This is a genomic window from Thiopseudomonas alkaliphila (genome assembly GCF_001267175.1).
GTDB lineage: Bacteria > Pseudomonadota > Gammaproteobacteria > Pseudomonadales > Pseudomonadaceae > Oblitimonas > Oblitimonas alkaliphila.
The window spans coordinates 310,821-323,296 of record NZ_CP012358.1 but is presented as its reverse complement, the minus strand read 5'-3'; the positions used below and the strand labels follow the sequence as shown (position 1 = coordinate 323,296).

Sequence of the window (12,476 nt, the reverse complement as noted above, 5' to 3'; positions counted from 1 at the left end):
CAAATAGGATGATTGTTATGCGATTAGTCTCATTACTATCTTCAGGGACAGTATTCAACAAAACTAGCGTATTAAGCTTAGCGCTTGCCAGTAGCCTGCTCTTAGCCGGCTGCGAGACCACCGGCAGTCAGATGGCTGGAACGGCAGCTGATAGCCGCTTAACGAAGTCCGATAGCGCCACCTTCTTCAGTAAATCTGGCTATCAAGCCTGTGCGGTAGGCGCTGGAGTCGGGGTCCTGGCTTGCCTTGCCTCGAACAGTGGAAATAAAGCGGCCTGCGCTGTGGCCGCTGGTATTGCCTCCTGTGGCGTGGCAATGGGCGCCAACTACTACTTGGATAATCGCCGCGGCCAATACGCCAACAGCACCCAACGCTTACAGGCCATGACCCAAGATGTGCGCCAAGATACTCAGCGCGTCGTGCAACGTACCGAAGTAGCAAAACGCGTGATTAATGATGACAAACTGACGCTGGCCCAAATTAATCGCGATATAGCCAATAACAAACTTAACCAAGCCCAAGCACGCAACGAACTGGCCAGTATCGATAGCAACATTGCCGTACTGCGCAAAGATTTAGCCAACATGAAAAACAAAGCGCAAGAATACAGCAAAGTTGCGCAACAAGAGCGTAATGATGGCGCGGGGAATAACGTGGTGGCTATGGAGCGTGAAATTGTACAAATGAATCAAAAGGTTGCCGCCTTACAAAACGAAGTTGATGGTCTCTATCGTCAGCGTTCAGCGATTAAAATTGGGTGATCAGAATGATTAATTTAAAACACACTGCTTGGCTAACCAGCATCAGTCTCAGCTTAATGCTAGTAGGTTGCGCAAATAATCCGCAAAACCTTAGCCATTGCGACTCCACTAAAGCTGATCCCAGCATGTGGGAAAAACTTCGCTGTGATACCGGCGGTGCTTACCGTCAGCAAGTTAAAGATAATGAGCAACAACTGTTAGATGCCCGTGCAGAAAATCAGTTGTTCCATCAAATTTATGCTGAAATCGAAGCCCAACAACAAGCCGTAAAAGCTGATTTAAAGACGCAGCAACAGCAACAAGCGCAACTACAGCAGTCGCTCAATACTTTACTAAGCCAACTTAAAACTAAGCACGCCAATAAAGCCGATGCACAACAGCAACTAGCTAACTTAGAGGCGCAAATTAAACGTACTCAGCAGCAAGCTAATAATAACAATCCCGCAGTAATTGCGGCGAAACGTAAAGAACTGGCTGAACTGCAACGCCAAGTTAGTCGCTTACAATTAAGCCTAGGCTATTAAGAAAAACTGCTTAAGCGATAACTATCCACGTATAGTTATCGCTCTTTTTTGTTTACCTGAGTCTGCTTTATGCAACGCATTGTTCGTACCGATCGGCCCTATACTGATTTTTCGGCCTCGGCCCAAGCGCAATTGGCGGCGCTGCAACAGCACTGTCCACCTAGGGTGGTTAATCTGTTTGCCAGTGCTCAAGTCAGCCCTCAAGGTGCGCTCGAATGGTGGTCTGAATTAACCGGGCAACCCCTAGCCTATGCTCAGCTAACTGAGGAGCAACAAACCGCTTTACTGCACAAAGTTGAGCAAAGTCAACAAGCGTTACGCTTGATTATCGAGCAGTTAACCGCTAACCAACCCGCCGCTGCTAGACTACTGCAACAGCTGCTTAAAGCCCCCACCAGCGCTAATTTATTTAGCATCAATGAGCAACCAGTATTTATTGACTGGCCAAACCTGCCTAGCGCTACCGCAGCAACGCCATCACCACTGCGAACTAACAACACAATCGCAGCCGTCCCAGCTTCCACTCCAGCAAGCCCCAAGTCAGCTAATAAAAAATACTGGCCCTGGCTGCTGTTGTTATTGCTGTTACTCGCTCTGCTATTGTATGGATTCTGGCGATGCAGGTTAACCTCATCCCATCCTACAGTGACTCCTACTCCGCCTCTGCTGGACACCGCACTTCCCAAAGAGGCTGATCTTACGCCAGCATCTGCACCTTCGGTAGAGGAAGAGCCGCGCGCAGCCATCGATCCTACACCGCCAGCGCTAACTTTACCTGAAACTAAGGAGCAACCACCCGCTCAGGCGCAAGCCCAAGCACCGGCTGCCAAAACACCCGCAACGCCAACCCAAACCGCTCAGCCAGCTCCAGCGGTAAAAAAATCGAGCAGGCTGGTTAAAAGCGGTCGAGTTGAACATTATGCCTGCAGTAAATCCAGCAGCATCGAGCCACCCGACTTTGTCACAGTATTAGATACTTCTGGCTCTATGCGCTTAAACATCCAAACCAGCGCCGAAGAAGAGCAATGGATTAATCAATCAGGCTTGCTCTACGAGGACAACAATCGTCACCCCAAGCGCTTACACTTATTACGCGAGCCTACCCGTGAGAACGTAGCGAAACAGGCCTATAGCCAAATGCTGGACCACCTAGATCCAGATATTCTCACGCGCCTGATTACCTTTAATGGCTGCCCACAACCTGTCGATCATGGGCTCTACGGTCCCAGCCAAAGACGCCAACTAAAACAACGCGTGGCCAGTTTAACTGCCTACGATGGCACCCCTTTAGCCGCCAGTTTGCGAGCAGCAGCAGCGAAGATCGATGGTGTCACCAAAGATGCCATGATCGTCATGTTCGTCGATGGGGAGGATGGCTGTGGCGAAAATATCTGCGCGGTAGCTAAGCGCTTAGCTCAGCAAAAACCAAGATTACAAGTCAATATTGTCGACCTTAGTGGCCACGGCCTATCCAACTGTGTTGCCGAAGCCACGCAAGGCCGCGTTTATAACTCACAAAATATTGCCACACTGAACCAAGCCTTCCTGCAATCAACTGCCGAGTTCAGCCAACAATCCTGTGACTAACCGCCTAGTCACGCCCGTACTGGGCGTGGCCATTTGCTTAACGCATTTTAAAATACTCTAAGTGTAAGCAGTCAAGACTGCGGCCTTGGCGCTGCATTTCTTGCTGGATCGAGCGCGCAAAAGGCTCTGGGCCACAGAACCAAATCGGTGTATCCAGTGCACTACCCTGCAAGATAGTGTCTGCAGTTAACCGGCCTTGAGTATTACTGGTATGCACCCGTAACTGAATGCTTGGCAGCTGACTCGCCAAGTGTTCTAAATGCTCCAGATAAGGAGCCTGCTCACGGCAAGCCACACAATAATATAGGGTTGCTTGTGGCGCTGTTTCAGGTTGCGCTTGCAAGGCTTCTAACCAGGCAACAAAAGGTGTAATCCCAATTCCACCGGCTACCCATAATTGCGGCTGCTCATCACCAAGACGCGGAGTAAAACAACCATAAGGTCCTTCTACTTGCACCTTCTGCCCGACCTTGAGCAGGGCCGACAAACGGGCGCTGTAATCCCCTAACACTTTGATTGAAAAGCGTGCTACACCCGCTGTGGTTGCAGCATTACTCAGCGTAAAGGGATGAGCTTCAGGCAGTGCCGCAAACTTAACAAAAGCAAACTGCCCTGGCTGATATTGCCAGCTTTGAGGCAAAGCGCATGCTACTTCTAATACCTGGCTCGGCAGCTGACGCAACTGCTGAATTTGGCCAGTGTATTGCTGAGCTGTGCCAATTTTACCTAATAGAGAAACAACCGCGCAGTAAGCGCCGATAACTCCTACCATTACAATTAACCAACTCGTCGGCATCGACCACCAATGGGCTGGCATCAGTACCACCGCATGAAACAGCAAAATTAAATACGCCGCTGCCATCAGTTTATGCGCATACCGCCACACATGGTAAGGAAAGCGCTGCCACAAGGTAATGACTAGCATGCCGGCTAAGAACCAGGCCGTCCACTCGCCAAGGTCTTTAGCAATACTGCGGTAACCATCGAACCACGCCACCGCTTTTGCCCCTACTCCTGTCTTCACTTCAGCTGCAAACACTAGCTTTAGTAAGGGCTTACTCAGTTTTAACCCATAGTGCAGCAAAGAAAAAACAATCGCCCAAATACCCGCCCATTTATGCAAGCGATACAGTTTATCTAAACCATTAAAACGGGCCTCTAGCCAACGCGGCCGAATCGCCAGCAGCATGACCAAGCTCATCAGCACAAAAGCAATAAAACCACTTAAGTAAATAAGCTGCTTACGCCAAAACCAAATACTGTTATTGACTTCTAGCCCTGTGAGCGACCATACAAATAGCCCTACACATATCACTACAATCAGACTTATGCTCTTTTTCACGGCATTATCTCATTAACTAATTTCACTTAAGACTATAGATTAAATCACCACAAAAAACATATTATTCTTTATAAATCAACAACTTAAATATAAACGAAAGCATTTTCATTTCGTTTTAAATTTATTAGTTTGGCTCTTACTTAACCCACTACAGCGAGATGCGACATGACGGGCTAATTCAACAATTAATTAGCAGCACAGAAACCAGTAGCGTTAGCTAAAAGCCTATAAATAAAGATGCAAGATAAATTTTAAAAACAAAAAAGCCCCAATTAAGGGGCTTAATGTTGTTTGACTGATGATTCAATCAAACTGAAGATGGTGGCTACACCGGGACTTGAACCTGGGACATCAGCATTATGAATGCTGCGCTCTAACCAACTGAGCTATGTAGCCTTCGTTTCGATGGCGCGCATTATGCTTAGTTTAAATATGGTTGTCAACCATTGTTTGTAAAATAATGCATTTTTCTTACTTTTTAACCTAACTGCCATATTCTTAGCGTACTATGCCTAAGTGTTACGGTTCATTTACTTAAAGGAAATTTATCATGGCAGCAAAGAAAATTTTAATGCTCGTAGGTGATTACGTCGAAGATTACGAGGTTATGGTCCCTTTTCAGGCATTGCAAATGGTTGGTCATACCGTGCATGCAGTATGCCCTGAAAAAAAAGCTGGCGACTTTGTGCGCACCGCTATTCACGACTTTGAAGGTGACCAGACCTACAGTGAAAAACCGGGCCATAACTTTATTCTTAACTTCGATTTCGCTGATGTTAAAGCAGAAGACTATGATGCACTGATCGTTCCTGGCGGCCGCTCACCAGAGTACCTACGCTTAAATGAGCAAGTGCTTACTATCGTTGAGCACTTTGGCAGCAAGAAAAAGCCTATTGCCGCTGTGTGTCATGGACCACAACTGCTTGCTGCCGCCGGTGTATTAGAAGGCCGTGAGTGCAGCGCTTACCCAGCTTGTAAGCCCGATGTATTGCTAGCAGGTGGCGAGTACGTCGAGCTTGATGCAAGCCATGCTCACTTAGAAGGCAACTTGGTTACCGCACCAGCTTGGCCTGCCCACCCTACCTGGTTAGCCGGCTTTTTAATGTTACTGGGTACTAAAATTACCCTCTAACTTAAAATGTGCAGCAAACAAAAATGCCGTCAGTCAATGACGGCATTTTTATATTAATGAAGCCTACATTAACTCGGTGACTTCTCAGTGCGCATGGTCACAAATTCTTCGGCCGCACTAGGGTGAATACCAATGGTGTCATCAAACACCTGCTTAGTAGCACCAGCTTTTAGCGCAATCGCAATGCCTTGAATCAGTTCACCAGCATCCGGCCCTACCATATGGCACCCCAGTACTTTATCTGTGGCACGATCGACAATCAGTTTCATTAAAATACGCTCTTGGCTGTCCGATAAGCTAGCCTTCATAGGTCTAAACTTACTTTCATAAATAGCCAGATCCAAGCCTTGCGCCCTGGCCTGCTCCTCGGTTAGGCCGACCGTGGCGATATTGGGCAGACTAAATACCGCAGTAGGAATCAGCTGATAATCAACTGCTTTATAAAGCTCAGGCTTAAATAAACGCCGGGCTACTGCCATCCCTTCAGCTAAAGCCACTGGAGTTAATTGCACTCGGCCAATCACATCACCAATTGCTAAGATACTAGGCACTGAGGTTTGATAATATTCATCAACCTCAATATAGCCCTTATCCGTCAGCTTAATACCTAGCTGCTCAATCCCTAGATTATCCAGCATCGGGCGGCGGCCGGTCGCGTAAAACACGCAGTCTGTTTCGCTTTGACTGCCATCATTAAAGGTCACTAATAAACTACCGTCAGTTTGCTTAGTAATTTCTTGAATGTCCGTATTAAATTTCAGTGTTAGCCCTTTTTCACCCAAGGTATGCTCAAGATGATTACGTACATCCTGATCAAAGCCCCGTAAAAACTGCTCGCCTCGATAGACTAACGTTGTGTCGCTGCCAACCCCGTGAAATACCGAGGCAAACTCAACCGCAATATAACCGCCGCCAACCACTAGTACCCGCTTAGGCTGTTCGGGCAGGTAGAACACCTCGTTTGAGCTGATCACGTACTCATTCCCTGGAAACTCAGGCACAAAAGGCCAGCCACCTACGGCAATTAAAATATGTTCAGCGGTGTAGGTTGTACCATTGACTGTAACCGCATTGGGTCCACTGATTGCTGCATGACCTTCAATGAGTTCAACGCCAGAGTTCACCAGCAAATTGCGATAAATCCCATTGAGCCGCTCAATTTCTCGGTTTTTATTTTCAATCAGGGTCGGCCAAGAAAACTCACTCACCCCAGCTTGCCAACCAAAACTTGCCGCTAGTGCCTGCTCTTCTGGCATTTGTGCGGCATACACCATCAACTTTTTGGGCACGCAACCAACGTTAACACAGGTTCCCCCTAGGTAACGGCTTTCAGCCACGGCAACCTTAGCCCCAAAACCTGCGGCAAAACGGGCAGCACGTACGCCACCTGAACCTGCACCAATCACAAATAGATCAAAATCAAACGACATCACTCGCTCCTATCTCGTGCTCTTAGCTTAGCCTCCGCACCGCTAATGCACTTAAAAACAGTTGGCAGGCTTAGGCAAGCCAGCTAAACGCGATACTATTTTGGCTGGCTGCCCATTAAATAAGCTATTTAAATATAAGCTATTGCCTTTTTCTTTACCTAATTGCTGCGCAATATACTTCACTAAGGCACGATTAGCAGGAGACAAATCAAAAGTCTGATAAAACTGCTGTACCGCTTGGATGATTTCCCAATGAGCCGCTTGTAACTGAATACCTTCTAACGCGGCCAAGTGCTCAGCCACCTCGGGCGACCAATCGTCAAGATTAGCTAGATACAAGTCTTGGTCCAAAGCAATCACCCGTCCAGCGACAGTGAGTGTTGCACTCACCATGTGCAGACTCGCTGCGCCTGAGTACTTAACTCCACAAAGCCTGCATAGTTAATGGCATTCACTCCGGCCGGCAAATGGATATTGCGCGCCTGCAAATCTTCTTCCAATACATAGAGTTGACCGGCGTGTGCAATTTGGCTTAAAGCCCCACTTAGCTGCACTAGGCCGTAGACCGCATCCCCCACTAACAACAGCTGATCAGTTACGGCATAAGCCATCAAACACAGGGCTAACTCTTGCTGACTATAAGGTGAAGTAGCCACCACATGTAAGGTTGCTGGCAAATTCTGATTCATAGCACTATCACCTGATCATGGTTAGCCAATAATTGACTGATTTGCTGAGTATCTACCACAGTTGCCGCAATCACCCGCTCTGTCTCTAGCTGCCCACGCTTAGCTAAACAGTCAGCAGACACATACACAGCATCAATCTCAAATAAAGGTAAGGCTTGCAAATTAGCTGATAGATTTTTTTGCTCAAGTACTGTTGGCTGTTGCTGGGCTAAGGGTTGCAGTACCCCATCCCCCATAAATAACAGGCTAATCGGTAATTCAAAGGCACCGCCAGATAAAGCAATATCGAGTAGTTCTCGGGCATTTAAACTCGACCAAGGCGCAGATTTGGCTATCAGTAATAGTTTTTTCTGCACTTCAATACTCTCCAAAACTTAATAAGCGATCACTGCTTTGCAGAGCTTCATGCAGCTGTCCAAGGCCTGATAACTCAAAGCCTGGCGCTAAATTATGACTCATGATCTGATAGCGCTGTGCTTCCGCTTGATCCAGTACACCACGCCGCAACCCAGCAGCAATACACACCACTGCATCGAGTTGATATTGCTGTACCAGCGCTTGCCACTGCGCGGCGGTATTGGCTTCGTCTTGTGCTATGACTAACTGCAACGAGGCATTGGTTACCCCTTGCTGATAAAAAAACACACGCGTCAGTTCATAACCTGCCTCAAGTAAGGCTTGAGCAAACTTAAGGGCGCGGCGTGAGCCTGCAGACTGGGCAGAACCGGTCACCATCAGGGTAAATTTCATCACGAGTTATCCGTTAAAGGTTGCTGCAGTAACACTAAGAGCTCGCTAAGCTCTTGACGAATTTCAGCCAGTACTTGCTGCTCTAGTTTAGGCACAGCTGCCGGCGCTGCCAGATCATCCGCGGCATTAGCTAACACTGATGTTTCACCGTGCAATAAAAAGCGTTTAGCCTCAGCAATCGTTAAGCCTTGATTGTTAAGTAACTGACTAATCTGCTGCACAATAAAAATATTCTGCCGAATATAGTACCGACGTTTTCCCCGACGTTTGACTGGCAATAACTCAGCAAAAGCTTGCTCCCATTGCCGCAAGATATGGGGCTCAACCCCGGTCAGCTGACTAACTTGGGCAATCGTAAAATAGCGTTTATCGGGAATGCTTAACCCAGTCGTTTGTTCAGTGCTCACTGAGCTCTCTAGCATAATCATCGACTCGATCACGTAATTTTTGACCCGGCTTAAAGGTCACCACTCGACGGGCAGAAATTTCAACTTCTTCGCCCGTCTTAGGATTACGTCCAGGTCGCTCGCGCTTATCACGCAATTCAAAATTTCCAAAACCTGACAATTTGACCGGTTCATTATTTTCTAAAGCAAGGCGTATTTCCTCAAAAAAACTATCCACTAGATTTTTTGCATCTTTTTTACTCAGGCCAAGTTCTAGGTGAAGAAACTCGGCCATTTCTGCTTTAGTTAATGCACTCATTACTTTTACTTCCTTAATGAAGCCTTGAACTTATCCGCCAGTAACGCCAAGACACTATCGGTGGAATTACTGACTTCCTCGTCAGTTAGAGTGCGGGATGGATGCTGCCAGGTCAAGCCAAGCGCCAAGCTTTTGCTGTCAGGCTCAATTCCTTTACCTTGGTAGACATCAAATAAGCGTAACTGGGTGAGCCACTCACCGGCAGCGCTGCGAATGGCTTGCTCGATTTCGGCCGCAGGCACTTCAGCTGCCACCACTAACGCCAGATCTCGGCGTACTTCAGGAAAGCGTGATAATTCCTGAAACGCAGGTAATCGGCCTTGCTGAATTCCTTCTAACAACAACTCAAACATAAATACCGGCTGATCTAAATCCAGCGCTTTGGCTAGGCTTGGATGCAGAGCTCCCATGTAGCCTACGACCTGTCCAGCACGCTCTACCCGCGCGCATTGCCCCGGATGGAAGCCGTGTTGTTGACAAGGAACGAAGTTAAACTGATCCAAAGCCCCCGCTGAACCTAAAATAGCTTCCACATCAGCTTTAAGGTCATAAAAATCCACCACCTCACGGTTATGCGCCCAAGCTTCTGGTAAGCGTAATCCGGTAATCACACCCGCTAACATACGCTCTTGTTTTAAGCTGTCTAGCTGACCAACAAAACGCAAGCCACTTTCAAATAAGCGCACACGGTTTTGCTGACGATTTAAGTTATGTCCAACCGCTTTCAATAAACCCGGAAGTAACGAGGCACGCATTGACGACAAATCGCTGGAAATTGGGTTAGCCAATTCTAATGCAGGCTCATCGGGATGAAAGAGCGCAAATACTTTAGGATCAATAAAGCTGTAAGTAATGGCCTCTTGATAACCGCGAGCTACCAATAAGCGGCGCAACACCGGCAGGCTCATTTGATCTTCTGGCTGCGGCTGTGGCGCTAAACGTGCTTGCGGATAGTTCACCGGTAAACGGTCATAACCGTATAAGCGACCGACTTCCTCGATTAGATCCGCCTCAATCGTTAAATCAAAACGGTGACTTGGCACTTCTACCTGCCACACGCCTGGTGCTTGCGCAGTTAAAGTTAAACCTAACGCTGTGAGCAAACGCTCTATCTTGGCGTCAGCTAACTCTAGCTCAAACATTTGCGCAATACGTTCGGCACGTAAGGTAATTGGCTCACGCTTAGGTAACTGTTCAGCTGCAAGCGCTTCAGTGATAGGACCTGCCTCACCACCGACAATTGCTAGCAGTAATTCCGTCGCGCGCTCCAGCGCTTGACGCGGTAAATTGAAATCAACCCCACGCTCATAGCGATGTGAAGCATCGGTATGAAGTCCGTAGGAGCGGGCTTTCCCAGCAATCTTAATTTGATCAAAAAAAGCACTTTCTAAGAATAGATCACGCGTTGTCTCAACCTGTACTCCGCTCTCTTCACCGCCCATCACACCGGCAATCGCTAGTGCCTGCTGATGATCGGCAATGACTAACGTTTGCGCATTAAGCGTAACTTCTTGACCATCGAGCAAGGTAATTTTTTCTGCTTCGTTAGCGTAGCGAACCTGAATACCGCCTTGGATTTTAGCTAAGTCAAAGGCGTGTAATGGCTGCCCCATTTCCAGCATGACATAGTTAGTAACATCAACTGCCGGATCAATACTGCGCACATCGCTGCGACGCAAGCGCTCAACTAACCACTCAGGAGATGGCTGAGTTAAATCGACATTCTTAATCACGCGTCCTAGATAACGTGGACAGGCTTCAGTAGCTAACACCTCAACCGGTAACGTGTCTTGATGTGTTGCGTTAACAGCACTGGCACTTGGTAAATTGGCCGGTACGCCATACAGCGCCGACACTTCACGTGCTAAACCGGTTAAAGACAGACAGTCACCACGGTTAGGGGTTAAATCCACTTCAATCATGGCGTCATCTAAGTTTAACGCCTCACGCAAACACTGCCCCGTAGGCAATGTTAAATCAAGCTCGTAAATGCCGTCATTTTCTTCGCTAATTTGCAACTCACTGGCTGAGCACAACATGCCAAACGACTCAACGCCACGCAGCTTAGCTTTTTTGATTTTAAAGTCGCCTGGTAATACTGCGCCAATTTTTGCAAAAGGAATTTTAATCCCTACCCGGGCATTGGGCGCACCACAGACCACCTGAAATGTTTCTTGACCATCAGACACCTGGCAAACCCGTAACTTATCGGCATCCGGGTGCTGCTCAGCAGCCATAATTTCCCCTACGACCACACCAGAAAACGCTCCAGCCACCGGCTCGACTGCGTCAACTTCAAGGCCCGCCATCGATAGGCGCGCCACCAACTCATCACGAGAAACGGCTGGATTAACTAGACTGCGTAACCAACTTTCACTGAATTTCATACTGTTCTGCTCCTAAGAATGATCTAAAACTTAACGAAATTGCGCTAAAAAGCGCAGGTCATTTTCAAAGAACAGACGTAAGTCATTCACGCCATAGCGCAACATAGCTAAACGCTCAACGCCCATACCAAAGGCAAAGCCTTGGAACTGTTCAGGATCAATTCCCGACATACGCAGCACATTCGGGTGCACCATGCCGCAGCCCATAACTTCTAACCAACCGGTTTGCTTACACACGCGGCAGCCATCGCCATTACACATCACACATTCCATGTCCACTTCTGCCGAAGGCTCAGTGAACGGGAAAAAGGATGGGCGAAAGCGTACGCCTAAATCTTTTTCAAAAAACACCCGTAAAAATTCTTCAATGGTGCCTTTCAGGTCAGCAAAGCTAATGTTTTTATCAATCAGCAGGCCTTCTACCTGATGAAACATCGGTGAGTGAGTGATATCCGAGTCACAGCGATAGACACGGCCTGGGCAAACAATACGAATCGGGGGTTGTTGTTGCTCCATCGTGCGCACTTGTACGGGTGAGGTATGGGTACGCAGCAGCATATGTGCATCAAAATAAAAAGTATCGTGCATCGCCCGTGCCGGGTGATGGTCGGGGATATTCAGCGCCTCAAAGTTATGATAGTCATCTTCCACTTCCGGGCCTTCTGCCACACCATACCCAATTTGACTAAAGAACTTCTCAATACGCTCCATAGTACGCGTTACTGGGTGCAATCCACCACTTTGCTGACCGCGCCCTGGCAGGGTGACATCAATAGTTTCTGCTGCTAACTGAGCTTCAAGTGCGGCATCTTCTAATAATGCTTTACGCTGATTTAGCGCTGACTGAACTTGCTCTTTAGCTTCGTTAATTAAAGCGCCCGCTTTAGGCCGCTCCTCAGCTGAAAGACCACCCAACTGCTTCATTAACTGGGTGATTTCACCCTTTTTACCTAAATATTGCACCCGTAGCTGTTCAACAGCTTGAGTGTCTTGACTATTATTTACTGCTGTAATGGCTTGTGCGACGAGCGCATCGAGATTTTCCATTTAAACCTCCAAAGTGTCTTGCAAAACTGCCTGCTAAAAGACCGCTTGCTTTGGCAGTCGCACTTTTGCAAGACGCTCTGACATTAACTGATTAAGATAAGTGTTTGATTATATACGAAATA

14 protein-coding genes and 1 tRNA gene are annotated in these 12,476 nt (G+C 47.7%); 4 read left to right on the top strand and 11 right to left on the bottom strand.

From position 1 onward, the window contains the following. Positions 1-17: 17 nt before the first annotated feature. The 3 genes from AKN87_RS01575 to AKN87_RS01565 all read left to right on the top strand — a co-directional run bounded on the left by AKN87_RS01575 (position 18) and on the right by AKN87_RS01565 (position 2,872). Positions 18-761: a hypothetical protein gene (locus AKN87_RS01575; RefSeq protein WP_053102267.1), complete on the top strand. Its 744-nt coding sequence runs from the start codon at positions 18-20 to the stop codon at positions 759-761. 5 nt (positions 762-766) lie between these two features. Further along, positions 767-1,285 (top strand): hypothetical protein, encoded by a 519-nt coding sequence (locus AKN87_RS01570; protein WP_053102266.1) that lies wholly within the window; start codon positions 767-769, stop codon positions 1,283-1,285. A 69-nt stretch (positions 1,286-1,354) separates the two neighbouring features. Beyond that, on the top strand, positions 1,355-2,872 hold the full coding sequence (locus AKN87_RS01565) for a VWA domain-containing protein (protein ID WP_053102265.1): 1,518 nt from the start codon (positions 1,355-1,357) through the stop codon (positions 2,870-2,872). Positions 2,873-2,909: 37 nt separating this feature from the next. Here the strand turns inward: AKN87_RS01565 and AKN87_RS01560 are convergent, their stop codons facing one another. Both AKN87_RS01560 and AKN87_RS01555 read right to left on the bottom strand, forming a co-directional pair. After that, positions 2,910-4,214 carry a ferredoxin reductase family protein gene (locus AKN87_RS01560; protein ID WP_148561482.1) on the bottom strand — a complete coding sequence of 435 codons (1,305 nt, stop codon included), beginning with the start codon at positions 4,212-4,214 and terminating at the stop codon, positions 2,910-2,912. A gap of 319 nt (positions 4,215-4,533) precedes the next feature. Then, positions 4,534-4,610 (bottom strand) — tRNA-Met (locus AKN87_RS01555). A gap of 154 nt (positions 4,611-4,764) precedes the next feature. Here AKN87_RS01555 and AKN87_RS01550 point away from each other — a divergent pair. Continuing rightward, the gene (locus tag AKN87_RS01550; RefSeq protein WP_053101733.1) at positions 4,765-5,346 is read left to right on the top strand and encodes a DJ-1/PfpI family protein; all 582 of its coding nucleotides are present in this window, start codon (positions 4,765-4,767) and stop codon (positions 5,344-5,346) included. Between the two features lie 68 nt (positions 5,347-5,414). On the opposite strand, the gene gorA is transcribed toward AKN87_RS01550, so the two are convergent. Genes gorA through pheS form a run of 9 tightly spaced genes read right to left on the bottom strand, consistent with a single transcriptional unit; the run spans position 5,415 to position 12,354 of the window. After that, positions 5,415-6,776 (bottom strand): glutathione-disulfide reductase, encoded by a 1,362-nt coding sequence (gene gorA, locus AKN87_RS01545; RefSeq protein WP_053102263.1) that lies wholly within the window; start codon positions 6,774-6,776, stop codon positions 5,415-5,417. Between the two features lie 51 nt (positions 6,777-6,827). Next, complete coding sequence (locus tag AKN87_RS01540) at positions 6,828-7,169, bottom strand: TusE/DsrC/DsvC family sulfur relay protein (RefSeq protein ID WP_053102262.1); 342 nt, start codon at positions 7,167-7,169, stop codon at positions 6,828-6,830. Continuing rightward, a complete protein-coding gene (gene tusB / locus AKN87_RS01535; RefSeq protein ID WP_053102261.1) occupies positions 7,163-7,465 on the bottom strand; it encodes a sulfurtransferase complex subunit TusB in 303 nt (100 codons plus the stop codon). Before tusB ends, AKN87_RS01540 begins: the two co-directional genes overlap by 7 nt. Continuing rightward, complete coding sequence (gene tusC, locus AKN87_RS01530) at positions 7,462-7,821, bottom strand: sulfurtransferase complex subunit TusC (protein ID WP_053102260.1); 360 nt, start codon at positions 7,819-7,821, stop codon at positions 7,462-7,464. The genes tusB and tusC overlap by 4 nt, the downstream gene beginning before the upstream one ends. Position 7,822: 1 nt before the next feature. Further along, positions 7,823-8,215, bottom strand: coding sequence for a sulfurtransferase complex subunit TusD (tusD, locus tag AKN87_RS01525; protein WP_053102259.1), 393 nt, complete (start codon positions 8,213-8,215; stop codon positions 7,823-7,825). Beyond that, entirely contained in the window at positions 8,215-8,622 is a 408-nt protein-coding gene (locus AKN87_RS01520; RefSeq protein ID WP_053102258.1) for a MerR family transcriptional regulator, read from the bottom strand. The genes tusD and AKN87_RS01520 overlap by 1 nt, the downstream gene beginning before the upstream one ends. Beyond that, positions 8,612-8,920, bottom strand: a complete 309-nt coding sequence (ihfA, locus tag AKN87_RS01515; protein WP_053101726.1) for an integration host factor subunit alpha — start codon at positions 8,918-8,920, stop codon at positions 8,612-8,614. Before ihfA ends, AKN87_RS01520 begins: the two co-directional genes overlap by 11 nt. Before the next feature lie 5 nt (positions 8,921-8,925). After that, positions 8,926-11,307 (bottom strand): phenylalanine--tRNA ligase subunit beta, encoded by a 2,382-nt coding sequence (gene pheT, locus AKN87_RS01510; protein WP_053102257.1) that lies wholly within the window; start codon positions 11,305-11,307, stop codon positions 8,926-8,928. Positions 11,308-11,337: 30 nt separating this feature from the next. Then, a complete protein-coding gene (gene pheS, locus AKN87_RS01505; RefSeq protein WP_053102256.1) occupies positions 11,338-12,354 on the bottom strand; it encodes a phenylalanine--tRNA ligase subunit alpha in 1,017 nt (338 codons plus the stop codon). Positions 12,355-12,476 lie beyond the last annotated feature (122 nt).